The sequence below is a fragment of the Ekhidna sp. genome (assembly GCF_039940915.1).
Classification (GTDB): domain Bacteria; phylum Bacteroidota; class Bacteroidia; order Cytophagales; family Cyclobacteriaceae; genus Ekhidna.
This window is the reverse complement of record NZ_JBDVFO010000003.1, coordinates 1,005,309-1,031,153: the sequence shown is the minus strand read 5'-3', so window position 1 is coordinate 1,031,153 and position 25,845 is coordinate 1,005,309. Positions and strand designations below refer to the sequence as shown.

General features: G+C 40.8%; 24 protein-coding genes. 7 read left to right on the top strand and 17 right to left on the bottom strand.

All coding sequences use genetic code 11. The features are described from left to right. Positions 1–39 precede the first annotated feature (39 nt). Together ABJF57_RS19490 and ABJF57_RS19485 are read right to left on the bottom strand one after the other, a co-directional pair. Entirely contained in the window at positions 40–2,637 is a 2,598-nt protein-coding gene (locus ABJF57_RS19490; RefSeq protein ID WP_462233114.1) for an ABC transporter permease, read from the bottom strand. Continuing rightward, positions 2,630–2,968 (bottom strand): PadR family transcriptional regulator, encoded by a 339-nt coding sequence (locus ABJF57_RS19485; protein ID WP_462233112.1) that lies wholly within the window; start codon positions 2,966–2,968, stop codon positions 2,630–2,632. Before ABJF57_RS19485 ends, ABJF57_RS19490 begins: the two co-directional genes overlap by 8 nt. A gap of 273 nt (positions 2,969–3,241) precedes the next feature. Here ABJF57_RS19485 and ABJF57_RS19480 point away from each other — a divergent pair, with 273 nt between their 5' ends. Then, positions 3,242–3,436 carry a peptide chain release factor-like protein gene (locus tag ABJF57_RS19480; RefSeq protein WP_462233110.1) on the top strand — a complete coding sequence of 65 codons (195 nt, stop codon included), beginning with the start codon at positions 3,242–3,244 and terminating at the stop codon, positions 3,434–3,436. A gap of 217 nt (positions 3,437–3,653) precedes the next feature. Here the strand turns inward: ABJF57_RS19480 and ABJF57_RS19475 are convergent, their stop codons facing one another. From ABJF57_RS19475 to ABJF57_RS19445, 7 genes are all read right to left on the bottom strand, one after another. Beyond that, positions 3,654–3,881 carry a hypothetical protein gene (locus ABJF57_RS19475; protein WP_462233108.1) on the bottom strand — a complete coding sequence of 76 codons (228 nt, stop codon included), beginning with the start codon at positions 3,879–3,881 and terminating at the stop codon, positions 3,654–3,656. 98 nt (positions 3,882–3,979) lie between these two features. After that, positions 3,980–5,365, bottom strand: a complete 1,386-nt coding sequence (locus ABJF57_RS19470; RefSeq protein WP_462233106.1) for an aminotransferase class V-fold PLP-dependent enzyme — start codon at positions 5,363–5,365, stop codon at positions 3,980–3,982. 4 nt (positions 5,366–5,369) lie between these two features. After that, the gene (locus ABJF57_RS19465) at positions 5,370–6,245 is read right to left on the bottom strand and encodes a TolB family protein (RefSeq protein WP_462233105.1); all 876 of its coding nucleotides are present in this window, start codon (positions 6,243–6,245) and stop codon (positions 5,370–5,372) included. A gap of 16 nt (positions 6,246–6,261) precedes the next feature. Beyond that, positions 6,262–6,861 carry a rhodanese-like domain-containing protein gene (locus ABJF57_RS19460; RefSeq protein ID WP_462233103.1) on the bottom strand — a complete coding sequence of 200 codons (600 nt, stop codon included), beginning with the start codon at positions 6,859–6,861 and terminating at the stop codon, positions 6,262–6,264. Next, a complete protein-coding gene (locus tag ABJF57_RS19455) occupies positions 6,848–7,435 on the bottom strand; it encodes a YeeE/YedE thiosulfate transporter family protein (protein ID WP_462233101.1) in 588 nt (195 codons plus the stop codon). The genes ABJF57_RS19460 and ABJF57_RS19455 overlap by 14 nt, the downstream gene beginning before the upstream one ends. Then, positions 7,432–7,953: a YeeE/YedE thiosulfate transporter family protein gene (locus ABJF57_RS19450; protein ID WP_462233099.1), complete on the bottom strand. Its 522-nt coding sequence runs from the start codon at positions 7,951–7,953 to the stop codon at positions 7,432–7,434. Before ABJF57_RS19450 ends, ABJF57_RS19455 begins: the two co-directional genes overlap by 4 nt. Continuing rightward, positions 7,953–8,846: a sulfurtransferase gene (locus ABJF57_RS19445; protein WP_462233097.1), complete on the bottom strand. Its 894-nt coding sequence runs from the start codon at positions 8,844–8,846 to the stop codon at positions 7,953–7,955. Before ABJF57_RS19445 ends, ABJF57_RS19450 begins: the two co-directional genes overlap by 1 nt. 144 nt (positions 8,847–8,990) lie before the next feature. On the opposite strand from ABJF57_RS19445, the gene ABJF57_RS19440 reads away from it, so the two are divergent. From ABJF57_RS19440 to ABJF57_RS19430, 3 genes are read left to right on the top strand one after another with little or no spacing between them, the layout of a single operon-like run. Beyond that, positions 8,991–10,283, top strand: a complete 1,293-nt coding sequence (locus tag ABJF57_RS19440; protein WP_462233095.1) for a sensor histidine kinase — start codon at positions 8,991–8,993, stop codon at positions 10,281–10,283. Next, positions 10,280–10,969 (top strand): response regulator transcription factor, encoded by a 690-nt coding sequence (locus ABJF57_RS19435; RefSeq protein ID WP_462233093.1) that lies wholly within the window; start codon positions 10,280–10,282, stop codon positions 10,967–10,969. The genes ABJF57_RS19440 and ABJF57_RS19435 overlap by 4 nt, the downstream gene beginning before the upstream one ends. Continuing rightward, the gene (locus ABJF57_RS19430; protein WP_462233092.1) at positions 10,966–11,334 is read left to right on the top strand and encodes a DUF1801 domain-containing protein; all 369 of its coding nucleotides are present in this window, start codon (positions 10,966–10,968) and stop codon (positions 11,332–11,334) included. The genes ABJF57_RS19435 and ABJF57_RS19430 overlap by 4 nt, the downstream gene beginning before the upstream one ends. Positions 11,335–11,337: 3 nt before the next feature. Here the strand turns inward: ABJF57_RS19430 and ABJF57_RS19425 are convergent, their stop codons facing one another. From ABJF57_RS19425 to ABJF57_RS19395, 7 genes are all read right to left on the bottom strand, one after another. After that, on the bottom strand, positions 11,338–12,225 hold the full coding sequence (locus ABJF57_RS19425; protein ID WP_462233090.1) for a TraB/GumN family protein: 888 nt from the start codon (positions 12,223–12,225) through the stop codon (positions 11,338–11,340). A 55-nt stretch (positions 12,226–12,280) separates the two neighbouring features. Beyond that, positions 12,281–15,436, bottom strand: coding sequence for a caspase family protein (locus ABJF57_RS19420; protein ID WP_462233088.1), 3,156 nt, complete (start codon positions 15,434–15,436; stop codon positions 12,281–12,283). Between the two features lie 3 nt (positions 15,437–15,439). Continuing rightward, positions 15,440–16,285, bottom strand: coding sequence for a universal stress protein (locus ABJF57_RS19415; protein WP_462233086.1), 846 nt, complete (start codon positions 16,283–16,285; stop codon positions 15,440–15,442). Positions 16,286–16,382: 97 nt separating this feature from the next. Beyond that, complete coding sequence (gene menA / locus ABJF57_RS19410) at positions 16,383–17,270, bottom strand: 1,4-dihydroxy-2-naphthoate octaprenyltransferase (protein ID WP_462233085.1); 888 nt, start codon at positions 17,268–17,270, stop codon at positions 16,383–16,385. A 7-nt stretch (positions 17,271–17,277) separates the two neighbouring features. Then, positions 17,278–19,062: an arginine--tRNA ligase gene (gene argS, locus ABJF57_RS19405; protein WP_462233083.1), complete on the bottom strand. Its 1,785-nt coding sequence runs from the start codon at positions 19,060–19,062 to the stop codon at positions 17,278–17,280. A gap of 15 nt (positions 19,063–19,077) precedes the next feature. Further along, positions 19,078–20,013: a citrulline utilization hydrolase CtlX gene (gene ctlX / locus ABJF57_RS19400; RefSeq protein ID WP_462233081.1), complete on the bottom strand. Its 936-nt coding sequence runs from the start codon at positions 20,011–20,013 to the stop codon at positions 19,078–19,080. Then, positions 19,994–20,938 carry a dimethylarginine dimethylaminohydrolase family protein gene (locus tag ABJF57_RS19395; RefSeq protein WP_462233079.1) on the bottom strand — a complete coding sequence of 315 codons (945 nt, stop codon included), beginning with the start codon at positions 20,936–20,938 and terminating at the stop codon, positions 19,994–19,996. Before ABJF57_RS19395 ends, ctlX begins: the two co-directional genes overlap by 20 nt. Positions 20,939–21,092: 154 nt before the next feature. Between ABJF57_RS19395 and ABJF57_RS19390 the strand changes: the two genes are divergently transcribed. Continuing rightward, on the top strand, positions 21,093–22,478 hold the full coding sequence (locus ABJF57_RS19390; RefSeq protein ID WP_462233077.1) for a type III PLP-dependent enzyme domain-containing protein: 1,386 nt from the start codon (positions 21,093–21,095) through the stop codon (positions 22,476–22,478). Positions 22,479–22,559: 81 nt separating this feature from the next. Beyond that, complete coding sequence (locus ABJF57_RS19385; RefSeq protein WP_462233075.1) at positions 22,560–23,294, top strand: polyprenol monophosphomannose synthase; 735 nt, start codon at positions 22,560–22,562, stop codon at positions 23,292–23,294. Here ABJF57_RS19385 and ABJF57_RS19380 read toward each other — a convergent pair. Then, entirely contained in the window at positions 23,291–24,508 is a 1,218-nt protein-coding gene (locus tag ABJF57_RS19380; RefSeq protein WP_462233074.1) for an ABC transporter permease, read from the bottom strand. The two genes, ABJF57_RS19385 and ABJF57_RS19380, sit on opposite strands and share 4 nt — an antisense overlap. 62 nt (positions 24,509–24,570) lie before the next feature. Here ABJF57_RS19380 and ABJF57_RS19375 point away from each other — a divergent pair, with 62 nt between their 5' ends. Further along, the gene (locus ABJF57_RS19375; RefSeq protein ID WP_462233072.1) at positions 24,571–25,719 is read left to right on the top strand and encodes an exo-beta-N-acetylmuramidase NamZ family protein; all 1,149 of its coding nucleotides are present in this window, start codon (positions 24,571–24,573) and stop codon (positions 25,717–25,719) included. Positions 25,720–25,845: the final 126 nt, after the last annotated feature.

Genomic DNA, 25,845 nt, shown 5'->3' with positions numbered 1-25,845 from the left:
GTAGCTTTCATTTTGAGCTACCCATTTTCACTTTAGTGTTTACTCACTCCGGATGCTCTCCGTGGGGTCGGAAATGGCTGCCTTGTACGTTTTTATAGAAACCGTAACCAATGCAATGAGGATTGTCACCACACCTCCAAATGCAAATACATACCAATAATCCAGCATTTCAATTCGGTATGCATATTCTCCTAACCAATTTTGAATAAAATACCAGACGATCGGGATGGCGATGCACGAGGCTATCACCACCAACCAGACAAACTCCCTGGAGATCAAACCAATGATTTGTTGTGCGGTAGCACCTAAAACTTTGCGAATACCCAGCTCTTTTTGTCGTTGCTGAGATGCATAGGCTGCCAGTCCGAAAATACCCAGACAAGCAAGGAAAATAGAGAGTGCTGAAAATGCACTAAAGACTTTTGCTTGCTGCTGCTCTTTCTCATATAAATCTCTCAGGCTATCGTCTAGAAACTCATAAGACATAGGAAACTCCGGGGCTAATTCTTTGAAAGTTCTGTCGATCAGCAACAGTCCATCCTCCATATTCGTCATATTGATTTTTACAGCCATTTTTCGGTGAAAACCGCCTGCCAGAATAGCTAATGGTTCAACCTCGTCCTTCAACGTGCTGAAATGGTAATCAGAAACAACACCAACTACCGGAACATCTGAAATATCCCAACCAGGCATGGAAATTTTTCTTCCGATCACTTCATCGGGCTCAAGTCCCAAGTCAACCGCTGCTTTTTGATTAAAAATCACGGTGTACCCCTCGTCGGAATCAAGCTCCCGAGAAAAATCTCTACCAGCGACCAAGTCGATCTCCATTACATCGAAATAATCCGTATCGGTAAATAGCGTACGCATCCGAAGTGATTCGGACAAACCTGTTACATCAAAACTAGACGCATCATGGAATCCTCCCGGTTCTCCAGACATCATCGTCACCCCTTTTACATTTGCACTGGAAAGTAGTCTATCTTTAAATTGTTGGCGCTGTGAGCGAATTTCGGAATTGTTGAGATCGACTAATACGATGGCCTCTTTACTAAATCCAAGGTCTTTGGAGTTGAGATAATTCGTTTGTACAAAGATGAGCAGCGAGGCAACAATTAGAAAGATGGATATGGCAAACTGAGTGACCACCAATGCTTTTCGCAATCCCACATTCTTGCCAGAAGTGAGTTTACTTCCTTTTAAAATAGCAACTGACCTAAAAGACGACAGCAAGACAGCTGGATAAACGCCCGAGCTTAGTAAGATTGCAATCACAAGTGAGAAAAAGAAAGTAATTACATTCAGGTCAAGCCAATTGAGCTCAACTTCTAGGCCAAAAAAGGAATTGAAAACAGGGTTTAGCAGTTCGCATAATCCGATGGATATGAGAATTGAGAAAAACAAGATCATCAATGATTCGCTTAAAAATTGTCCAATTAAACGCCATCTAGATCCTCCAAGAACTTTCCTTACACCCACTTCTTTTGCTCTCATAAATGACTGAGCTATAGAGAGGTTGACATAATTAAAACAGGCAATGAATAGGATTGCAATAGCTACCGCACCGAGTGTGACAATAGAAGAAAAACTACCGTGCTGCGCAAAATCATAGCGTGTTTCATTGTTAAAGTAGATTTCGGTCAAAGGCTCTAGCTCCAGGTCCACCCTGCTGCCTGCTGCAGCAAAATCGTCCCCCATATACTTATCCATAAATTGAGAAAGCTTACTTTCCAAATTATCTGCAATCTCAGGCGTAGGGACTTTCACATACGTATTCAAGCCATTATTCCACCATCCGCCAAACCAATCAAAACGCTCAAATAAATCAATAGGCAAAACGGCGCTAAACTCCAGGTGTGTGTTTCCTGGTAGCTCCGCCAGCACCCCTGTAACTATAAATTCATACGTGTTATCTACTTCAAGTATTTGTCCTATTGGATCTTCATTTCCAAAATACTTTTTCGCAGCCTCTTTAGTTAAGACCACAGCGTTCGCTGTAGACAAAACGGACTCTTTATCTCCAATTTCAAGTGGAAATGAGAAAAACTGGAAGAAATTTTGATCAACGAAAAGAAGGTCATCTTCCTGAAATCTCTTGTCTCCAACGGCTACTAATCCGGACTCGGGTAGTGCTCTGGTAACAGATGAAATATCCGAAGGATAATCATTAATGAGGGCTTGAGCGTAAGGAGCTGAAGTCACACCAATGCGATAGGGTGTTCCATTTATCTCAGATACTCTCACTGCTCGATAAATTTCATCCTTTTCCAAATGAAAATCATCTGTCGATACTTCAGAATAGATATAGAAGTACAGGAAAATGGTGGCCACTAAACCCATCGTGAATCCCAAAAGGCTTATCAGTGTGGTGGAAAAGTGACGGTACAGATTTCGCAGGGTCAGAATGGGATTGAAAATAAACATAGGTCCTGAATTTGAGTTTTGAAACGATTTAAGTGTAGATGGTCTTAGGTAATTGAAAACCTGATACCAATATTTTAGTCCTTTGTATGTACTTTGATTGGTCTCTGTGTAGTACTGCTCCAGATCACCTTGCAGTTCTTCAACAAGCTCATCTTTGCAAAACCATCGGATAAGGTTCAATGAAAATTTCGGTGGCTGTGAAGCTTTAGGCATTGATGAATTTTAATTCGAATGACGGCACTTGATTCCAAAGACTTGCCCTGAGTTCTTTTACTTCATTGAGGACTGCCCTGCCGTCAGCTGTTAGTTCATAAATACGCTTTTTCCTTCCTCCTCTCTCTTTTGTTGCACCGCCCAATTCCGATTTAAGAAATTCTTTTTTCTCAAGCCGACTAAGTGTCGTATGGAGCGCACCCATGGAAATGGATCGATTTACTTGATCTTTTATTTCATCCTTGATGCGGAGCATATAGGCTTCCTTTTGAAGAATGAGGACGACAAGCAGAAGTAATTCTTCAAACTCGCCGAGATTGGTTCCTTTCATATTTCTAAATAATTTTTACAATCGTATGAACTTGATAGTTCTGTCTTAATGCATGCTTTGAAATAAACAATACCAATATCATTTTATTAGTTTCTACTTTGCAGATATTCATACGCAAGTGTGCCACTATTTGTTTCGATAAAGTAGAAAGTAATCAATATAGCTCGATGATAGAGCTTTTCAGAAGAGTCCGCAAGCAATCTTCGTATCTTAGCTTTTTCTGAGTTCGGAGAAATTCATTCATAGCTCAACACGAAAACCATAAATTCTGACGTGAAGCCAGTTTCAGTTAATCATATACAAAAAGAGGTTGAGTTAACCACCTCACGAAGCGGTGGTCCTGGAGGTCAGCATGTAAATAAGGTAGAAACGAAGGTGACGCTGCGATTTAACGTTGAGAAGTCACAAATCCTCACGGAGTTTGAAAAAAGACGCTATCAAAGCGGCGCATGGAACCAGATTGACTAAAGATGGTGAACTAGTAATCACAGCAGATGAGAAAAGATCTCAATTGATGAATAAAGAGATTGCCTTTAAAAAACTTGATGCTTTTTTGGCAGAGGCGTTCATAACAAAGAAAAGAGGAAAAAGTCTCAGCCTACGAAAGGATCGAAGCGTAAGCGACTGGAAGAGAAGAAACAGCACAGTGAGAAGAAAAAATGGCGTCAAAAACCGATTTAGAATATCAGTCAGATGTTTCTTTGAAAATAGATACCCCTAGCAGATAGGAATTAACAATCAAGTTTTTATTGTTCTTAATTGTCTTCTTAAAAGACTCTAGTGAGTTTTCTTTTGTAGCCAATCCTTCGGAATCAGAATTAAAGTCCTGAGTAAGTACAGCACCACTCACCAACAGTCCAAGTATCAGGGCTATCAGTTGAATGTTTCTTGATTTTTTGATGTATTGTCTCATTGTACAAGTGTTTGATGTATTAGTACCAAACACAACAAATTTATTACACTAACGGCTAAAAAAGATTAAAGATTCTTTAAATGATTAATAAAACAAGCTTAAGTCATTTTTGAAACCGCCCTAACTGCTTCTACCATATAGCATGCTTCTTCATTTGTCATGGTTGGATGAATGGATAAACGCACCCATCCTGGCTTTGCCACAGTATTTCCTCTATCAATTTGATCCGTAATTTGTTTTGATTGTGTAGCGTCAATATCCAAAAGGTAGTGTCCGTAAGTTCCTGCACAGGAACATCCACCTCTCACCTGAACTCCAAAATGATCGTTTAATAGCTGCACAGCATCGTCAAAATGAATATCATCAAAACAAAATGACAATACACCTAACCTCCTACGTACGTTACCAGCCAAAATGCTGACACCCTTAATTTCCTGAAACCCATCCCAAATGATATCCATTAGCTCTTCTTCTCTCCTCAAAATCTTGCTTACGCCCATCTGCTCTTTCAATTGTACGGCAAGCGCTGCACGAATCGTTTGGAGAATAGCTGGTGTTCCACCGTCTTCTCTTTCTTCAAATTGATCCACGTATCTCCTACCTCCCCACGGATTGGTCCAATCTACGGTACCTCCACCCGACACATCCGGAATTGAGTTTTTGTACAGTTTTTTATTGAAAATAAGAATACCAGAAGATCCGGGTCCTCCCAAAAATTTGTGAGGTGAAAAACAGATAGCATCTAAGTATGCCTCAGAGTCAAGATGCATATCTATATCAACATACGGGGCTGAACAGGCAAAATCAACAATGATATGTCCATTATACTCATGAATAAGTCTTGCTAATTCGTGGTAAGGAGTCTCTATTCCGGTCACATTTGAGCATGCTGTGATAGCTATGAATTTCTTTCTATTGGGATACCGCTCTAGTTGATTGTTGAATTGGGCTACTGAAACCATTCCTTGAGAATCAGGTGGAACAACAATCACTTCGCAAATGGTTTCTAACCAACTGGTATGATTGGAATGATGCTCCATATGTGAAACGAAGACAACTGGCCTTTCCTTGACTGAATGATGAAAATTTTCGTGAACCCGTAATCCCAGCATTCGCTGCAACTTGTTTAGCACATCTGTCATTCCAGATCCATAAGATATCAGCACATCCTCAGAACTTGCATTGACATGTTTCTTAATAGACTCACGAGCCCTCAAGTACTGGTTTGTGATAAAAGAGCCTACATAGTTGGTCTCTGTATGGGTGTTAGCAATGAAAGGCATTATGTCATTGATCAACTTTTCTTCCAACAACCGATAGCACCGCCCACTTGCCGTCCAATCCGCATAAAGCATTCGGATCATTTTTCTTTCACCAACATCTATGAAGCTGTCTTTTCCAATAATGTTATCCCGAAATTGATGAAAATAAGTTTCCAATGATTGTACTTTTTCCAGCACAGCGATATTTGCAGAGGCAGGCATGGAATTATTCAGTTAGCTGAGTTTCTTCTTTCGTATTCAGATCAAACAAAAAGACATGGCCAGCTCCAAGTTTTGAAGATGCGTAGGCAATCGTGGTTCCTAATGGGTGGCAACTCGCATTACCACTATCGTTGCCACTTAGAATGGTCGTTTCATCCAATGTTTCCAAGTCCAATCTTCTAAGCTCCCATTTATCAGTTTCCCAGTCTCCATAAGTGAATAATATTGATTCATTATCCGGAGACCATTGTGGGTACCAGTCATTTAGCGGATTGTCCGTTAGCTTGACCAAGCTATCTCCATTAGACTTCATCAGGTATAGGTCATCGTCACCATCCATATTGGATGTAAAAACAATCAGCTTACCGTCGGAAGACCAAACGGCTCCAGATTCCCGGTAATCATTATTCGTGAGCCGAATGATTGAGTTGGACATAAAATCATACCGATAAAGTTCACCAATCTCAGTATCTCTTTCAGATTCAAAAAACAGCGCACCCTTAACGAATTGGGGACTTCCGTCGTAAGCAGCATGATTGGATACATTGACTTGCACCCCATCCTCCAAATTCAGGACATAAACCTCATCATTTTCATCTCTGTAGGACTTAAAGGCCACTTTGCTTCCATCATTTGACCATGCAAGGTCTGCTTCAAAAGCATCATTGAATGTATGCTGCCTAAGATTGCTTCCATCAGCATTCATGGTAAAGACTTCAAAATCGATTGCGTTATTTTTCGCAACTCCCTCCGCATTATTAATAAATGCAATCATTGTTCCATCATGGGACCATACCGGATGCGTGCTTTGCGACTGTTCATCGCTTTCCTTCGCGCAGGACATCAGTATCAGTACGGCTACTGTTTTAAAATATTTCATTGTGTTGATTTTAAGATTAACATCCTTTCCGCATGAGCTTATTGCCCATTCTTATTTTAGGCCATTTAGCTGTTGATAAGTCCAATTGGTAATAATTCAACAGTGAAGAATCAGGCTCAAAATCTGCAAATCCTCCATAAAATTCGCACAGCTCATGAAGGTGTTTAAGCAAGGAGGAATCTGACACTTGATCACCAAAAGGCAGTGTTGGGTATAGCATCCGATCATACCAATCTCTCATGCCCCCATAAAGAATAATCGTTTGATCCCTGAGGGAATCAGGCAAAGAATCCCATAGCTTACGAGACAACAAGTCGTCACCGGAGTAAAAAATCGTGGTGCCCTTCAATTCACCAAGATCTAAACTGTCAAAAGGAATATTTTTGGCTGTTGGAATTCGCATTTCTTCAAACTTTTGAGCATCTCTTAGATCAATCAAGAGAAGATTTTCTCTGTTCTTAATCTTCTCTGCCAATTCAATTACCCCCATAAAGTTTGGCTGTCTATTTGCGCCATTTAATCCATTTGGAGATGCAATAGCCAGTGCCAATCCGGCCAAAACGAATGAAAGGCTAGCTAAGACCAGTTTATCATTCTTCGTGCTACTTTCCCGCATATCTCCCCTCCAACTGTTCAGATACCTTAAACCCAATCAATGCAATGATGAGAAGCATGAAAACTACGATTCCTTCTGGCAGACCCAAGATCGCTGGAAAAGTAGCCTCTCCCATTGACCCCGCTGTATAGAATGGTTCTATCCAAGGGTATACCTCACCAAATAAAAGGATGCCAGAAAGTAATCCTATTACATTCACTATACCGTCCAAGCTACCTGTGGAAGAGGCCACACAGGAAGTGCCCGGACAGTATCCACCTATGATAAACCCAGCACCAAAAACCAACCCACCTACGATTTGAGGCCAGATGTAAGTGGGTGTCAGGTAAATCATATCAGCGTGTAATACCCCTATCCAATTGAGCCAAAACACACCTATCATCGCAGTGATTATGGCTGTAAACATCATTTTAAAGACGGTCATATCTTTGAGGTAGAATTGAGCCGATAGCTTCTTTGCACTTCCCAGCCCTGCTCTTTCCAAAAAGAATCCAAAAGCCACTCCAATGACAAGGGCAAAAATCAAGCTTGCCTCTTCCCCTATCCATCCGTAATCGTAAAATGGTCCGTTCATATCCATAGTCTTTTTACAAAACCTGCAACTGCGTAGGCACCGACAAAGAGCGTGATCATAAATAGCCAGCTTCCCACATTCATCATTGCACCTCCGGTCAGCGCTTGTCCGCTTGTGCAACCTCTCGCTAGTTTGGTTCCAAATGCCATGATAATTCCTCCGATGAATGCGAAGAGAAGTCTTCGTTTATTTGAAATAGCAGCTCCTTTTTCTATTTTAATCTTAGTTCTATGAGCCAATTTGCCCGAAATAAAACCCCCGAGTAGTACACCTAGTACTTCAAAAACAAGCCAGTCTTTCAAGGGATGAATCGTCCCATCCCCCAGATAGCCAGCATAAAATGAGTTCGCTTCTGCATGACTTTCTGAAACGACTTGCACTCCAGTGGCCACCACGGAAGTCATCGCTCCAGAAGCTCCGATTCCTCTACCCATCACCACAAAAGCAGCAAGCAAAACAAGGCCAAGTCCCACTCCAGACGCATAGGGATTCCAGTATGGTTGAGGTTGCTTTGTCATTATTCCTGCTCAATAGGCAATGAGTCATCCTTACCCCAGACATTAAAAGATGGGTCATACATCTTTACATTGTTGTATCCAAGCATTTTTGCTGCCGTGTATACGACGGTTAGCTGCATTCCAATATGACAGTAGAGCACCAGGGGTTCCTTATTATCCAGATCCTGACTGTTAAATATGTTTTCAAGTTCCTTGAGCGATTTGAATTTATACGCGCCAATATCTGATGCCGCATATAGGCTTGTGTATGGAATACTTCTGGAGTTTGGTATTCTTCCAAGTCTCGCTCCATGGGTAGGTTTAATTGCTTTGTAGTAAGCTTCTGATCGACAATCTATGATGGTATTCCCCTGGTTTTCAATGCTTGATTTCATGTATTTGGTATCAGCGAGCAGTGAAGAATTCGGTTTGATCTCAAAGTTTCCTTTTTGAGTCTCCATAACTTCTTTTGTCACTTCACGTCCGCTGGCTTTCCAAGCAACCAAACCTCCATCTAAAATGGATGTCATATCTCCGTGTCCCAGATAGTCAAGGGTAAAATAGAGGCGCGTGACGAGTGGGATCCAATTGACTGGTGTATAAACGATTACTTCGGTGTCATTGCTAATGCCCAAACTTTCAAAATAAGATTTGAGTACGCTGTCTTCCGGACGATCAAATACGATGTTGTTTTCTTCATCATCATATGTATAGTCTCCAGGTGAAACGAAAAGAGCTCCAGGAATGTGTTCCTTCTCAAAATCTTCTTTTGTCCCCACATGGAGAATTACCACATTTCCACTTGTTATTTTTTGAGAAAGTTGATCTGAGCTTAGAAGAATTGGTGTTTTCTGGCCGATTGCAGAAAAGCATGTCACGAGAAAAAGCAGGCAGAGTAGTTTAATTTTTTGCATGATTCTTTTTTCATGCAGTTTACGCCATAGCCTGAATCGGTGGCGTTAAGTGGATGTTAAACACACTTAAGGAAACGTTAAAAGGGTTAAGGAAACGTTAATTTTTTTAGCTCAAAAGCCAATTTCAGTTAATTTCATGCCTGAATGAAAACCAATCAGTACAAACTAGCCATCTTATTTTTGATTGTGTTAAGCTCCCTTGGTGTTTTACTTTTTATGCAGTTTCAGATTGTTGAACGAGACATACAAAAGAATGAGACCATGTTGGAGTCATCCATTGCTGGAATACTATCAGACCTGTACGACATCATGATGTTTAATAGCGATTTGGCGAAGTACACTGATGAATTCATAGGTACGGGAAGATTCGAGTTTACCAACGACTCCAATCCTACTGACTCCCTTCAGATCGTACTTAAAAATGGACTCGACGAGGTAATCTCATTGAACTATCCTGATCTGGATTATAAAGTAGACGGATTCGTATCCGGAGAGTATGGGTGTATCATTCATCGAACACATAGATCAGAATTACCAAGGATTGATAATTTAGAAGACACAGATAAGCATATGTGCTTTTGCATGGTGCTAAACAACACGCTGGATATATCGATGACCTACACCAATAAGGAAGAAGTTCTGATAGGTGATTCGGCGGGGATACTTCGTGCTAGTTTCTTAGTCATTGTTGTGATCATTTCTTCTTTTTGGTACACCATCCACACCATTCGTAAGCAGCGAAAGCTTTCAGATCTTAAGCGTGATTTCATCAATAACCTTACCCACGAATTCAAAACTCCCATATTTTCCATTTCGCTGGCCGCTAAATCAATCAAGGAATCTGGCAAGAAGAATGAAACTTCTAAAATGGATAATTATGCAGACCTAATCAGCAATGAATCTAAGCGATTGCAAGGTCAGGTGGACAAAATATTGCAAATGGCGATGCTTGATTCTGGAAACTTAAGTTTGGAGAAAAAGAAAGTCAACTTGCACGAGCTGATAAATAATGTCACTGAAGGGTTTGCAATGATTATTGAAGAGAAACAAGGATCCATTAATCTGAAGTTGAACGCTGAGCAACAAGAAATAATAGCTGATGAAACCCACCTAAGCAATACGCTTTTCAACCTCATTGACAATGCGCAGAAATACACGAAAGGAAAACCTCAAATAGTAATTACTACATTGGATGAAAAGCAGGGAGTCTTGCTCATCATTGAGGATCATGGAATTGGCATGGACATGGACACCCAAAAATTTGTCTTCGATCAATTTTACCGTGCGCAAAAGGGAGATGTCCACAATGTGAAGGGTTTTGGTCTTGGACTGAGCTATGTAAAGCGCATAGTTGAGCTTCACGATGGATCAATTGAGCTAAAAAGCGAATTGGGACAAGGCAGCCAGTTTAGTATTCATTTACCAAATATTGCATGATCACAATACTTCTCATAGAAGATGACAATAGCTTAGGATACATCTTAAAAGAGTATCTGCAAATGCATGATTTTTTTGTTGTTTGGGCAAAAGATGGAGAAGAGGGACTTGAGAAATTTAATAATGGAAATTTCGACATTTGCATTGTAGATGTAATGATGCCCAAGCGCGATGGGTTTTCACTTGCAGTGGAAATAAAAACTACTGATCCTCAGATGCCTTTGATATTCCTTACTGCTAAATCCATGAAGATTGACAAGCTTAAAGGGTTTAAGGTTGGGTGTGATGATTACATCGTGAAGCCTGTAGAAGAGGAAGAATTAATAGCGCGTATTCAGGCCGTGCTAAGAAGAAGCGGCAATATTCGATCTTCAAAAGAACGATATACGATAGGTCGTTTTGACTTTCATGCTAAAAATCAGGTTTTAACATTGAATGAAGCCTCCATCCATCTCACGCAAAAGGAAAGCAAAGTGCTGGAAATGCTTTGTGAAGATATGGGTGAGTTGATTGAGCGAGATAGCATATTAAAATCGCTTTGGGGCGACAACTCTTACTTCAAACGGCGGAGCATGGATGTCTTTATTTCAAAGCTGCGCAAGTACCTGGAAGCAGATCCTGAGGTCAGGATTACCAACGTACATGGCAAAGGATATATTTTGGAGATCATTACAAATCAAGGATGATTGACGAACTAGACGACTTTTACTTCAGCAAGGATGAGCCTAACAAAAGCTGCTTGCTCGCTTTGAGAGACATCATTCTAAAACAAGATGCAGAAATATCAGAAACCAAGAAATACGGCATGCCCTGCTTCTGCTACAAGCAAAGAATGTTTTGCTATCTATGGGTAGACAAGAAATCAAATGAACCTTATGTATTATTTGTGGAAGGCACACGCTTGAATCATCCTGGTCTGCAGCAAGGCACGCGTGCTCGCATGAAAATTTTCAAAGTAAACCCTTCCAAAGATTTGCCAATCGAAACAATTGAGCTACTCCTAAACCAAGCACTGGATCTTTACCGAAGTGGCATACTTAAAATCAAGTAAGCACTATTCCAATATGGGAGTCACTTTGTATCCAGCCTGCCTGAGCAAAGTTATGACACCTAATTCACCCCCTAAATGACCTGCGCCAACCGCAAAAAAAGTTGCTTTTTCTTTCGAGAAGTCGGCCATTTTTTCAATCCATTTAACATTTCTTTGATTTAGTAGAATGCTTACTTCTTCTTCGTCGAAATAGTCTAAGCTCTCCTGGTACAAGCCGTTGATGTCTTCTTTCTTGTATATGTCGATCATCCTGGCAAAAAGCTTTTCCATATTCTGCCTGTTTTTGAGTATGTCAAGTAGGTCTTCAGCTTGTTTTTCATAGGGAATCTGGTCAAAAAGATTGATTTGATCAGATACTTCCTCCAATCCTTCGATAGCAATGGTTTTACTAATTGCCATTTGCACAAATGTCATTTCATAACTTGCAGGCGTACCTTCAATAAAGCTCGGAAGTAAAAAAGTCTCCACCATGAAGGGTTTAAATGTATTGACTTGCTCGGCAGTCAGATTAACGGTGGCAGACAATTGATCATCCAAAAGTTTCAGATCATCCTTTGTCATCAATTGGTCAAGCGTCATTCCTCCTTTCATCTGCATATTTCTCATCATCTCAGCTTGCATGTTCCCATCATCCATATCGAGCTCCATCACTACTAACTCTACACTTTCAAATGCCCGCTTTACTTTTTCCTTTAGTTCAAAATCTTCTTGAGGCAAAAGGTGAAAGGTTCCGTAAACGAATGATGTTTTTATGTCAGCTTTTTCTATTCTCCATAGAAGGCTATTTTCAAGTTCTTGCGCCTGAGCATTATTGAGTATGAATACTCCAATGAAGAGGCCAACAGTTATCAGTGTCCTTTTTATGTTTTTTTGTCTAAAACTGTCCATCATAAGGTTTTGACTTATTTGTCTCTAATGCAGTCATTTTATTACAAGAACCGTAAACTTAGTCTTCAACAATTACGATTGGAAAATCCTGCCCTCTTGAGAAAGTTCTTGGGTACTGAGGGCTTCCTTTATGCAAAATACTCAGCTCTGGTACTTGATCGTCAAGATATCCTTTGAGTTCGTAAATCGTAACTTTTCCATCTTTAGGTGCGCCATCCGCTTCGCCAGAAAGGCCTTTCAGCAGTGCATAGGTAAACAATCCATGCCCCAAAGATTCAAACTCTGTCGCATACTGCTCGCTACCAGCGGCTGCCATCACATGAATCCCGGAGCTTCGCGAAAGTTGAGCTATCGCTTTTTCTTCAGGTGCTCCTCGCCTGGCCAATACTTCTACAGATCCACCAGACTGACAAGCATCCATTACAATCAGTTGCTTCAGTGCTTTTATTTTCAGCATTGCTTCTTGCAGTTTGGATGCCTCAATACCATAGTCATTCATCCGATCTCCATCGTATAGGCGTACCGCGTTAGATGACACCAAATAAAATTTATCATCGATCATGCTTCCGTGTCCTGCATAGTAGAAAATGAAAACATCATTCACTGAAATTTGGCTTTGCAGCTCCGTCACCTTCTTCAGAATATTTTCTTTGGTGGCTTCACGGTCAAAAATTTCGTGGAGAACTACGTTTGAGTAGATTTCCTCCCCTTGCGCCAGCATTTGTTCGGCAAAAGATTTGGCATCCTTGGTAGCATAATTAAGATTCAGTTCTTTGTTTTTATACTCATTGATACCGACGGCTAAGATATGGCAAGTGCTTCCCGGTATTTTAGAATCAGAAAACAAGGTGACAGATGCACGATTCGATTCTAGATTTGCATTGGAGGAAGCAACAGCCGTGAATTCATTGTGGCCAGCTACCAAGGGAAACTCAATGCTGTAAATCTTGGCATTTTTATCAGATCGTACTTTTTGAATTTGCGGTTCCAGCTCTACTCTTCTTCCATTGTGAAAGAGTTTAACAGTATGGATCCCTCCTCCCATGTCTTGAGCTTTCAAATACAGCTTTGCAGTTTCGTCTTGTACCAACCCAGATAACTTGAGTACTGGTGGTGGTTCCTGATCAAGAATCTTACCCATCGATTTTTTTCCTGCTCTATTGGAACTGAAGATATCCTCGACCAATCCTGGAACATAGAATTCATCCATCAGCTGGTCTGCCCCTACTGCTTCCATGCCCCTCACAAAATGGATATTCGAGATCGCATCATCGGTGGCATCAAAGTAGCCATCAGGCGTTTTCACCATCCAATCATTCTTTCCAATCTGGATGTGCTCAAAAAGCTCCTTTTTTCCAGACAATTCCCAAAACTTGGTAACACCATCCACATCTGAGGTCATCATCAGGTTATCGGAAATATCCAACCCGTTGATCTCTGCCTGATGCCCTTCGAGCATACTGTTCCTGCTTCCTGTGTTCCGGTCCCAAAAACTCACCAACCTATCCGCCCCGACGGTCACAATTTCATCTCCATTGATTAAACCTTCAAACACAGGCTTCCCTGAAAACATCCGTTGCTTTATTAGTCCACTATACAGATCCCAAAGGATAATAGATCCGTCCCAACTTGTGGATAAAATTTCGTTCCCATCTACTTCAATAGCTGTCACATTCTCTGTGTGACCAACAAATTCCTTTACAAACCTTTTGGTCTCTACTTCCCACAATTTCAATGTTTTATCCAACATTCCGACCACCAGGTAAGCATCGTTTGGTGTAAAGGCGAGTGTGTAAGTAGACGCACCTTCATTGTAGACATAGTTGTACCTATCCCAGGAATCGGTGTTCCAAAGGCTGATCACGCCATCCCATCCCGTACTTGCCAATAGTTTTCCATTGTGACTCAACTCGAGATCAAAGATGGGCTCACGATGGGCATTGATTTCTTTTACGGCCTTTCCGGACACTTCATTCCAGATAATGATTTTCCCATCGCCTGCCCCCGTAGCGATAGTTTCATCATCAATTCGCTCGAAGGAGAGAATTCCTTTTTCATGTCCTAAATATTCCATGGCAATGGAGGCGTTTTTCACATTCCACTTGCGAGCCTTGCTTCCAGTCTTGCCTATAAACACGGATTGGCCATCCAGCATACGTGCAGATTTGTATTTGACCCACTTGGCTATGTAATGCTCCCAATAGCTTCCCAAATCGTAATCCAGGCCTGTACTGGAACTATTCAAAATACCATGGTAGCGCTTGATTTCTTTTCCATTAAAATCAGTCACAACAACAACCTTATCGACTGCCGTAATTACCTGATTTTCAATTGGGTCAAACGAGGCGTCATTGATCTCACCTTCCATCGACCATTTGCTCATTAGTCTTCCGGTTTCATTTTTATACAGGTAAATGGAGTCCTCATTTGCAGCAAGGTAATGTTCGCCTGAGTACTGAAAGTCAACAGCTGAAACGTCTCTAAACTCTCTTGTTCCCTCCCATATTTTGTTTCCCGTGGAAAGATCATACTTCGTGAAAATGGTTCCGTTAGAGAGCTTCAATATTTCATCTCCTCGGATAGCCGTAAGTGTGCCACATCCTCCACAGTATCCTTCTTCTGGCTTAAATTCATATTTCAATGACCAGTCCTTTACATTGTACACTTTGGCTGTACGATTGTCCTCTCCTACCACCAGATACTCGCTGTTGTCGCTGAAATTCACGCTTACTCCATATCCTACCCCACGATCAGCATTGGCTTTAATCTTTTTTTGAAGTTGAAAATCGGTTACATTGAAAACAGCAATGGAATCGGCATAACTCCCCACTGCTAAGAGCTTACCATCAGGACTAAAAACGACAGAAGTAACGTATTCTCTGAACTTTTGACTTTGCCAAATAAGCTTCCCTGTAGTGATATCCCAAACTCCTACAGTACCATCAGCGCTACTCGATGCAAGACGGTTTCCTGCCAAAGAGAAACCATTTACCGTATGGTCATGCCCGATGAGGGACCTTATTTCTTTTCCAGAGGTTGCGTCCCATATTTTGACCGTTTTATCTCTGCTGGCAGTTATCAAATATTTGCTGTCATCCGTGATTTGAGCAGATTTAACAACCTCCCCATGACCTTTTTGGATAACGGCCTGAAAAGATTGAGCCTCTGCAAAACAGAGGCTCAGTAGAAATACAATAAAGTGAGGTATTCTCAAATCTTAATCATTTAAATGTGTAGTCCACACAGGCACTTCAGAATGGTTCACTACGTCTTCAGCAATACTTCCTGCCAGAAAATGACCAACACCTTTTCGCTGATGAGTGCCTAAAGCAATCATATCCGCTTTGATATCTTCGGCATAGTGGATAATCCCATCTTCTTCATTCTTGTAGTTGTAGATCTCGATGGTATAGTTGTCAATGCCATATTTTTCAACAAATTCCTTCATTTGCTTCAAATCGTGTCTGGTAGATGTGAAACTTGCCGGTGTATTGATTTTCACAATATTCAGCTGTGCTTCAAACGTATGTTGCAGCTCTTTCAATTGCGCTACAAAGCTGTCATCGGTATGTTGAAAGTCTGAAGCAAAAACAATTTTCTCAATAGGTTCCAATTCGCATTTATCTTGAATAGTAATCACTGGACATGAGGCCTTTCTAACAATTTTCTCTGCATTTGATCCTGCAAAGAATTCACCAAGTCCCTCTGCTCCTTCGGTACCGACCACAAGTAAGCTCATCTTTTCATCAACAATCTGATCGATGATCGTATTGAAAGGATTCCCTAGCTGAATTTTGGTTGTTATTTTGTCATCCGAATATTTGGCAGCAGAAACAACTCCTGCTAACTTCTCCTGCACCATCTCATACATCTTTTTGATGTAGAGTTGTTCCATAGGATCTACGTTTTGCATTCCTAATGTCTTGAAAGAGTCCGCTGTGGGATGCTCGATTACGTTGAGAAGCATGATCTCACTTTCAACTTTATCCGCAATCTGACAAGCAAAATCAAGTGCATGTTCTGATACTTTCGAAAAATCGTATGGTACTAATATTCTTTTCATTTTATCGCATGTTATATACTACCCAATTTAACGAAAAATGCTATTCATCGCTGTATTTTGATTAAAATCATGCAAAGAGAAATCTTTTATCAGTCTGCTATGCCAGTCCCTGACCCAAGGAGAATAAGATTGAAAAAAGAAAAGTAGAGATGGCCATCTGCTTCAGGTACGGATCGAGTTCATCGAGTGGTTTATTGCTCACTGCTTGAATATTTTTAAGAAAGAGCACATTGATAAAGAGGAATATCATGGGCCAATATGATTCAAAATTGAGCAAAACAAAAAGGACAGATGTGAGCATACCGCCACCTAAAAGTAGTCCATGATAAACGACGGCTTTTGTCCTTCCCAGTCTTACAGGTATCGAATTTTTACCTGCTGCTTTGTCCGATTCGATATCTCGAATGTTATTCACATTCAAGACACCTACGCTAAATAGCCCAAGTGAAGTCGCCGGCAGCAAGACCGACCAATTGAGTTCCTGTATCTGAAGGTAGTACGTTCCAAAAACGAGAACAATACCAAAAAAAATAAACACGAACACATCACCAAAGCCAACATAACCGTAAGGGTTTTTACCCACTGTATATTTGATTGAGGCAGCAATGCCAATGATTCCAAGTGACAGAAAAATAATTGCAGACACCCAGTCTTCAGGAAAAGCAAGCGCTACTAAAATACAACCTGAGGTCAACGAAAGGAGGCCAAATACAATCATGGCCTGTTTCATGGCCAATGCTGATATTTTGCCCGAACTGACCATGCGCTCTTCACCCTTGCGTTCCTTATCCACTCCTGACGAGGCATCCCCATAGTCATTGGCCAGATTGGATAGTATCTGTAGAAATATGGCGGTAAGCAGCGTAAGAATAGCGATCAGGAAATTCAGCTGCGATACATTGGCAGCAATGGATGTACCAACCAACCAGCCTGATATAGCCAGTGGCAGTGTACGCAAACGAAAAGCCTTGATCCAATTCTTCATTTAAAAATTACATTCGATCCGGAACATCTATTCCAAGTAAACTCATGCCTTGCTTAATCAGTTTTGCTGTCATGGACGAAAGCGCTATTCGAAAGGCAAGTTTATCCTTATTTTCTTCATTGAATATGGGCACCTCTTGATAAAACCCATTATAGTCTTTGGCTAAATCATACACGTATTGAGCTATGATAGCTGGAGAAAAATCTTTGGCTGCTTCTTGCAGAGCATTTGAATATGCGGTGATTTTGAAAATTAAATCTACTTCTCTTTGACTTAACTCTCCTACATTTTTCGCATCAAAGCTCGTCTGTACTTCCAATGACTTGCCTCTCCTCAAGATTGCAGAAATACGCGCATGAGTGTATTGAATAAATGGCCCGGTATGTCCTTGAAACTCTATTGACTCCTGCGGATTGAAAAGCATTCGTTTCTTCGGATCGACCTTTAATAGGAAGTATTTAAGTGCACCCAAGCCAAGTGTTCGGTAAAGAATCCCCGCTTCGGAAGCATCCATCCCTTCAATTTTGCCAAGCTCACGGGTATGCCTCTCTGCTGTATCAAACATTTCTTGTAGCAAATCATCCGCGTCAACTACCGTTCCTTCCCTTGATTTCATTTTACCAGTAGGCAAATCCACCATCCCATAAGACAAGTGGTATAGGCCATCTGCATACGTACGGCCTAATTTTTTCATGATGGTAAAAAGCACCTTAAAGTGGTAATCTTGCTCATTCCCAACCACAAACACAGACTTATTAAATGGGAAGTCTTTGTGTTTCATGTCGCAAGTGCCCATATCCTGAGTCATGTATACCGCGGTGCCATCTCCTCTCAATACGAGCTTCTCATCCATGCCATCTTCGGTCAAGTCCACCCATACTGAGCCATTATCTTTCTTGAAAAAGACTCCTTTTTGCAAGCCTTCTTCCACAAGTTCTTTTCCAAGCAGATAGGTATTGGACTCTTTGTACATGGTATCGAACCGGATACCCATTGTTTCATAGGTTTTATCAAAGCCATCATACACCCAGTTATTCATCTTTTCCCACAGAGCCACTGTTTCGCTATCTCCTTTTTCCCACTTTTGAAGCATTTCTTGCGCTTCTTTAATGGATGGTGCTTCCTTTTTGGCTTCCTCTGGCTCCATGCCTTCTTCTACAAGAACATTGATCTCAGCCTTATACATCTGATCAAATTTCACATAGTATTTTCCAATCAGGTGATCACCCTTCATTCCTGCACTTTCGGGAGTCTCATCATTTCCCATTTTCTGATAAGCAAGCATGGATTTACAAATATGAACTCCACGGTCATTCACCAGATTCACTTTTTTCACCTCATACCCATTCGCCTCTAGAATTCTGGCCGCTGAGTCTCCCAAAAAATTGTTTCTAAGATGACCCAAATGCAAAGGTTTGTTTGTGTTTGGTGAAGAGAACTCCACCATAACTTTCTGTCCATTGGCTGCAAATGTTCCATAAGACTCATTCTTTGCGATTTCGCTCAAAGTCTCCGTCCAGCTACGGTCGCTTAGCTTCAGGTTAAGAAAGCCCTTTACTACATTGTAGTCGGTGATGAAGTCAGTGTTTTCCTTAAGCCAGTCTCCAATCTGAGCACCTGAGTCTTCCGCCCCCCCCTTTGTCACCTTCAAATAGGGAAAGACGACAAACGTATAGCTCCCTTCAAATTCCTTGCGGGTCGGCTGTAACCCTACTTCAATTGAGGGTAAGTCATGCTTATATAGCTCGGCAAATGCCTTTGAAATCGCTTCTTGTATTTTTTTATCCAGCATCTCTTCGCTTGGTTCTTATTTCTTAGGATTGAAAATTTCGGCCATCATACATCTAGCGCTTCCACCACCTAGTTTTTCTATGGTATGAATATCACTGTGAACAAGTTTTCCATGATTGGAAAGACGATCTCTTTGACCATCACTTAATGAATTGAAGGCCGCTGAAGACATCACTACGAGCCGCTGATCATTATCACCAATCAATTGAAGCATATTTCCTGCAAATTGTTCTTTTTGCTTTTCTGAGATATCAATTACCTCCTTGTCTGTTTTTTCAAGGGACTCTACGAGTCTGTTGCGTTCGTCTGCATTGTCAATGCTATCGAGACAAACAACAGCAAACGTCTCGCCCAAGCACATCATCACATTGGTGTGATAAATCGGCAAGCGAGCGCCATTCACGGTTTGCAAAGCGTGGAAGGACACAGGATCAAAACCAGCTTCATCGCAAAAATCTTCCAATACTTCGGGCATCGTTCGTTCCGATATTGCAGCATAAGCAATCTTATTTTGTCGATCGAGCAATAAACTTCCAGTTCCCTCCAAATACCTACTTTTTTCTTCCCATCGTGTGAAACTTATGACTTCCTCTACTTTGAATGAATCTTTTAATCCATCTATGATATCTTCTCTTCGCTCCAATCTCCTATTTTCAGCATACATTGGGTACAATCTGATTGCTCCATCCTGATGAAAAGAAATCCAATTATTGGGAAATATTGAGTCTGGAGTAGGTGGCTCCAACGTGTCATCAAATACCGTAACATTGACCCCTTCCGCTCTAAGAATTTTTACAAATGCATCAAACTGCTTCTGAGCTTCATTTTGAATATCTTTTTGACTTGCTCCTTCTTCTGCCTGTTGATAATAATTATTTACTGCGGTCTGCTCATTCATATGAAAAGCCACCGGTCTTATCATCATAATGTTATTAGTAATCTGCTTGCTCATAACTTCTTCTTAATGGCATGGTTGAACATCTCAGCAATCCTTCCATTTTAGCTGTTTCTCTATACTCAACCTCTTCTACTTTGATTCCCCATTCTCTAAACTGTTGGTTTAACCGGGTGAAGCTACTATCTGAGATCACTACCTCTGGACTTATGGAAAAGAAGTTAGAATTCATTTCATACATTTCCTCTTTTGTGATTTCAAAGACATTGTTTGCTCCAAAGAAATTGACAAGAAAATCCGCATCCTCCTCATTCTTAAATCCTTGACGATAGATTACCGCCTTGTCTTTACCTACTGGCTGAAAGCAACAATCGAGGTGTAGGGCATTTTCTCGTGGATTGTCATCCGATTTTTTCAACTCGAAAGCTTTTATGGTATACCCTCGGAAATTCCTTTCTAAATACTTAACTGCATCTTCGTTTGTTCTTGCTACTGTATATTTTTCAAAGTCAGCAGCTTTCGAATAACCAACAAAAATATGATCCTTCCAGGGCATGATATCCCCACCTTCCATTCGTTCATGTTCATCAGGAAGCAGAACTTTTTTCACATCATCTATTAGGTGTTGGATTCCGTCAGACTCCAACTTCCGCTCGGGAGTAACACACGGCACTACAAGGCTATCCCCTATTACAAAAGCAATATCCCTTGCAAAGATCTGATTAAGACCTTTGATATTTGCAGGTCGGTAAACCTCTACTCCATACTTTTTAAACACCCTGGCAACAGCATTTATTTCTGCAATTAAATCCTTTTCTTTTGGAAAAGTCCCTGCCAAAATATGCTCCTTTGATTTCGGGTCATACGTATGTTTTATATCCGGAACTCCTCCCATATTGTCGGCAATTCCTAAAATAACCGCCTCTAGCGGAGCTGTTTCATCTAGTACTTTTACAGTGATCATGGCTGTTGAAAAATTCACGCAAATTTAAGCTTTATATTCATGCTAACCGCCATTCAACTTTAATGATTCGGGAGCTGAATTTCATTTCTGCTAAAATCTAAAAACGAGTTGTATTTACTTTCATGAATCCCAATTTTAATAGATAATTGCAACGAATTTTCTATTCAAGCCAATGAGAAAATATTCAGATTTAATTGATCAAACCTTTTACTTTCCTACCGAAGAATTTAAGGTAGAAAAAGACATCCTCCACTTTCATGGGGTTAATCTTATGGAGATCATTGAAGAGTATGGCACTCCATTAAAACTTAGCTACCTCCCTAAAATCGAGCAAAACATAAAAAATGCATACAAGATTTTCGAAGAGGCGATAAAAAAACACAATTATGAAGGGAGCTACACCTACGCGTATTGTACGAAGAGTTCTCATTTTCGATTTGTTGTAGAAGAAGCTCTTTCCAACCAAGCTCATATAGAAACTTCCTCCGCTTACGACATCCCAATCGTGAGGAGCATGGAAAAGCGTGGAAAACTCACAAAGGATCATTACATAATCTGCAACGGATTCAAACGTCCGCTTTATCTTCAGGAAGTTACAGCCCTGTTAAATGAGGGATACAGAAACTGTATCCCTGTCCTTGACAATCTGAATGAGCTCAAACATTATAAAGAAAATTCAGCAAACGGTTTCAAAGTAGGCATTCGAATTGCCGCAGATGAAGAACCAAATTTCTCCTTCTATACTTCCAGACTAGGCATACGATACAGCGACATCCTCCCATACTACAGTGAGGAAATAAAGGACTCAAAAGCGAAGCTGAAGATGCTTCACTTTTTTATAAACACGGGCATAAAAGATTCTGCATACTATTGGAGTGAACTGAGTCGATTTATTTACAAGTATTGCGAACTCAAAAAAATCTGCCCAGAATTAGACACCATAGATATAGGTGGCGGCTTTCCCATAAAAAACTCCTTGCACTTTGAGTACGACTATCAATACATGGCCGAACAGATCGTTGAAAACATTCAATGGATTTGCAAAAAGAATCATGTACCTGTACCAAACATTTTTACGGAATTTGGAAGTTACACGGTCGGCGAAAGTGGAGCTACGATCTACTCCGTTCTTGATCAGAAGCTTCAGAATGATAAAGAGTTGTGGTACATGATGGATGGTTCTTTCATTACCCACATGCCCGATGTTTGGGGTACGAATGAAAAGTATATCATGCTTCCAATCAATCATTGGAAAAGCCCATATCATCGCGTTAACTTAGGAGGTCTTACTTGCGATAGCATGGACTATTACGATTCTGAGGCCCATATTGGGGAAGTGTTTCTTCCGCAGTACGATGAAAAGGAGACCCTCTACTTTGGTTTTTTCCATACCGGAGCCTATCAGGAATCTTTGGGAGGCTATGGCGGAATCCAACATTGTCTGATCCCTGCACCAAAACACATCATAATAGATAGAAACGAAAAGGGAGAAATAACGCATGAACTATTTGCTCAAGAGCAGCACAGTGATGCTATGATGAAAATATTGGGGTATTGATCCAAGGTAAACTCATATGCGTATACGCCGTTTATTAATTCCAGCTATTTTTGATAATTAACCTGAGAATATCAAACATTAATGTCTAGAAACCTTGTTGTCATCCCTACATACAATGAACGCGAAAACATACGTGACATCCTTACGGTGTCCCGAGTGATTTCACCCTCTTTTGATGTCCTTGTGGTAGATGATGGATCACCTGATGGTACTTCAGAGATTGTGAGGGAAGAAATGGAGAAGGCGCCTGATCGAATTTTTATGATCGAAAGAACGGGCAAACTTGGGTTAGGAACGGCCTACATCACTGGTTTTAAATGGGCACTGGAGCATGGGTATGAATACATATGTGAAATGGATGCTGATTTTTCTCATGACCCTAATGATCTGATACGTCTCCATGAAGCATGCAAAAATGGCGCAGATGTGGCAATAGGCAGCAGATACGTAACTGGAGTAAATGTGGTAAACTGGCCTATGGGACGTGTTTTAATGAGTTACTTCGCGAGTTTTTACGTTCGCCTAATCACAGGAATGCCTTTCATGGATAGCACGGCAGGATTCAAATGTTACCACCGAAGGGTTTTCGATAAACTAAACCTGGATAAAATTCATTTCATTGGCTATGCTTTTCAAATAGAAATGAAGTTCAATGCCTGGAAGCATGGGTTCAAGATTGTTGAGGTGCCCATTATATTCACAGACAGAACCAAGGGTGTATCGAAAATGTCGAAAGGGATCTTTAAAGAAGCCATTTTTGGAGTGCTTCAAATGAAAATAAAGAGTCTTTTTCAAAAATATGAGCCAGCCGCTTAATCGAATCTTATAGCTTTTACTGGCTTTACACTAGAGATAATTGCAACAGGTATTAAAAGTGTCAAGCCAATCAGCAAAAGTATGAGCAGGTTTAATCCGACAATCGTCAGTACATCTATTTCGATGGGCACATGACTCATGTAATAGTTTGCTTCGTCCAGTGGAATCAGTTTAAACTGTTTTTGAATCATCCCAAGAGAAAGACCTATTGCATTCCCCCAGAACAAACCTTTCACGATGAGCTGTAGCCCATTAAAAACAAATATCCTACGGATCAACTGATTAGGAGCTCCCACCGACTTTAAAATCCCAATCATCTGCGTACGCTCCATGATAAGAATTAGCAGGATCGAAATGATGCTTGTCCCGGAAACAAACAAAATGATGGTGAGTAATATCACCACATTTCTATTTAGCAAATTCAACCACTCAAAAATCTGCAAGTACCGATCGGTAACCTTATCCACATAGAGATCGATACCCAGCGTATTAAAAAGTTCAGTTTCAGCCTTTTCTAACTGATCAGTGTCAGAAATAAAAACCTCGATTCCACCCGCAATAGAATCCGCCCAATTATTCATTCGTCTAACCAAGCCTAAGTCTCCAATAATTATTTTTTCATCAAATTCCTCTAGCCCTGTTTCATAAATACCCGTTACTTGCAAGCGTCTAAACCTGGGTGGGTTTTGTACAAAGTATACAAGAACTTCATCTCCAACATCCAACGTCAGGTAGTTCGAAACTCGCCTACTCAAAGCGACCTCAGTTGTATATTTTTCGTCATATACGTTTGGGAATCGTCCCTTCACCATGTGTTTATCAAACCCGAGGGTATCAAAAGATTCATCCACGCCTTTAATAATCACACCTTGCACTTCTTCATCTGTTTTGAGTAACGCCGCCTTCATGGCATATGGTTGAATGCGCTTTGTCAGTGGATACTCTTGCAATGTCTTGATAAGGGAATCGTTTACAATAATTGAGCTTTCCTCAAATGACGTAGAAAGGGTGTACTTGCTTACAATTAAATGACCACTAAAACTGTAAATCTTATCTTTAATCTCCTTTTTGAAACCGAAAAGCACCATAAACGCAATGATGAGTACGGCCAAGCCCAGCCCAATACTCGTCACTGCCACACGATTGATGATACTGGAAAAAGAGCCTGAAGCTTCTTTGGAAATGCGCTTTGATATGAAAAAAGGGAGATTCATTTATTTCATTGCAAAATAGGGTTTTCAATACTGTAAGAACAAGTTAACTTGGGGATTTAAATATGTTTAGACTCGTTTTATTCTATTGCATCGTTGTCTTTGGTTGCTCAACCAAACAAGACCAAGCCCAGTCGCAGCTATCGACTGGAGCAGATCAACTAAATGAATACCTCCCATTATTGGAAGGCAGGAACGTAGGGCTCACTGTAAACCATAGTTCTCAAGTTTCAAACATCCATCTAACGGATACGCTCTTAGCACGTGGAATAAACATTCAAAAAGTTTTTACGCCAGAGCATGGATTTACTGGCACGGCAAGCGATGGATCCCTAGTAACGTATGACTCATCTCACATATCTTTCGAACTTATTTCACTCTACGGAAAAAATAAAAAACCAACAACCGCCCAGCTAGAGGGGTTGGATGTTATGGTATTTGATATTCAGGATGTAGGCACAAGGTTTTACACCTATATAAGTACAATGCACTACGTCTTGGAGGCGTGTGCGGAAAACAATATATCAGTGATTGTTCTGGATCGTCCAAACCCAAATGGCAGCTATGTAGACGGTCCCGTTTTGGATACTGCTTTTTCATCATTTGTAGGAATCGCTCCTATTCCTATTGTGCATGGGATGACCATCGGGGAATTGGCTAAAATGTTTTCTGGCGAAGGTTGGTTAGAGGGGAGTGTAACGCCCGATCTTAAAGTAATAGCGATGCAAAACTGGAATCATTCTACCCCCTACTCTCTCCCAATCAAGCCATCTCCAAACCTTCCCAACGATCTGAGCATTTCACTTTATCCAAGTTTATGCCTTTTTGAAGGTACAATAATGTCAGTGGGGCGAGGTACGGATCATGCATTCCAGCAAATCGGTCATCCTGAGTATCCAGAAGCAAAGCATGGCTTCACTCCAACATCCAGGGAAGGTGCCAAATGGCCTCCCCATGAAGATCTTATGTGCTACGGGGTATCCTGGATAGGTGAAAAACCGGAATATCGTTTTACACTTGAGCCCCTGATTGAAGCCTATCAAAAGATGGATCAAGTTGAGTTTTTCAATGACTATTTTAAGAGATTGGCCGGGACAGATCAACTCCAAAAGCAAATAGAATCCGGGATGACTGAAAAAGAAATCCGCGAAACATGGAAAGATGACCTTGATCGTTTCAAAGAAATCAGAAGTAAGTATTTAATATACGATTAATTAAGCGAAGATTATTGACCGATAACAGATGCTTTTTCAATCTCCAAAAGGTATTGAATCTGAACTTAAATAATGAAATGTATATGAACCGCCGAGTTAATTGAAGCATAGGATGTATGCAAGACC

What these genes read in the sequence shown, in the direction of transcription:
- ABJF57_RS19490 (WP_462233114.1), bottom strand. Translation starts at nt 2,637, where the DNA reads ATGCCTAAAGCTTCACAGCCACCGAAATTTTCATTGAACCTTATCCGA.
- argS (WP_462233083.1), bottom strand. Translation starts at nt 19,062, where the DNA reads ATGCTGGATAAAAAAATACAAGAAGCGATTTCAAAGGCATTTGCCGAG.
- ABJF57_RS19435 (WP_462233093.1), top strand. Translation starts at nt 10,280, where the DNA reads ATGATCACAATACTTCTCATAGAAGATGACAATAGCTTAGGATACATC.
- ABJF57_RS19390 (WP_462233077.1), top strand. Translation starts at nt 21,093, where the DNA reads ATGAGAAAATATTCAGATTTAATTGATCAAACCTTTTACTTTCCTACC.
- ABJF57_RS19485 (WP_462233112.1), bottom strand. Translation starts at nt 2,968, where the DNA reads ATGAAAGGAACCAATCTCGGCGAGTTTGAAGAATTACTTCTGCTTGTC.
- ABJF57_RS19445 (WP_462233097.1), bottom strand. Translation starts at nt 8,846, where the DNA reads ATGCAAAAAATTAAACTACTCTGCCTGCTTTTTCTCGTGACATGCTTT.
- ABJF57_RS19470 (WP_462233106.1), bottom strand. Translation starts at nt 5,365, where the DNA reads ATGCCTGCCTCTGCAAATATCGCTGTGCTGGAAAAAGTACAATCATTG.
- ABJF57_RS19455 (WP_462233101.1), bottom strand. Translation starts at nt 7,435, where the DNA reads ATGAACGGACCATTTTACGATTACGGATGGATAGGGGAAGAGGCAAGC.
- ABJF57_RS19430 (WP_462233092.1), top strand. Translation starts at nt 10,966, where the DNA reads ATGATTGACGAACTAGACGACTTTTACTTCAGCAAGGATGAGCCTAAC.
- ctlX (WP_462233081.1), bottom strand. Translation starts at nt 20,013, where the DNA reads ATGAGCAAGCAGATTACTAATAACATTATGATGATAAGACCGGTGGCT.
- ABJF57_RS19475 (WP_462233108.1), bottom strand. Translation starts at nt 3,881, where the DNA reads ATGAGACAATACATCAAAAAATCAAGAAACATTCAACTGATAGCCCTG.
- ABJF57_RS19385 (WP_462233075.1), top strand. Translation starts at nt 22,560, where the DNA reads ATGTCTAGAAACCTTGTTGTCATCCCTACATACAATGAACGCGAAAAC.
- ABJF57_RS19375 (WP_462233072.1), top strand. Translation starts at nt 24,571, where the DNA reads ATGTTTAGACTCGTTTTATTCTATTGCATCGTTGTCTTTGGTTGCTCA.
- ABJF57_RS19460 (WP_462233103.1), bottom strand. Translation starts at nt 6,861, where the DNA reads ATGCGGGAAAGTAGCACGAAGAATGATAAACTGGTCTTAGCTAGCCTT.
- ABJF57_RS19465 (WP_462233105.1), bottom strand. Translation starts at nt 6,245, where the DNA reads ATGAAATATTTTAAAACAGTAGCCGTACTGATACTGATGTCCTGCGCG.
- ABJF57_RS19440 (WP_462233095.1), top strand. Translation starts at nt 8,991, where the DNA reads ATGAAAACCAATCAGTACAAACTAGCCATCTTATTTTTGATTGTGTTA.
- ABJF57_RS19450 (WP_462233099.1), bottom strand. Translation starts at nt 7,953, where the DNA reads ATGACAAAGCAACCTCAACCATACTGGAATCCCTATGCGTCTGGAGTG.
- ABJF57_RS19425 (WP_462233090.1), bottom strand. Translation starts at nt 12,225, where the DNA reads ATGATGGACAGTTTTAGACAAAAAAACATAAAAAGGACACTGATAACT.
- ABJF57_RS19415 (WP_462233086.1), bottom strand. Translation starts at nt 16,285, where the DNA reads ATGAAAAGAATATTAGTACCATACGATTTTTCGAAAGTATCAGAACAT.
- ABJF57_RS19380 (WP_462233074.1), bottom strand. Translation starts at nt 24,508, where the DNA reads ATGAATCTCCCTTTTTTCATATCAAAGCGCATTTCCAAAGAAGCTTCA.
- menA (WP_462233085.1), bottom strand. Translation starts at nt 17,270, where the DNA reads ATGAAGAATTGGATCAAGGCTTTTCGTTTGCGTACACTGCCACTGGCT.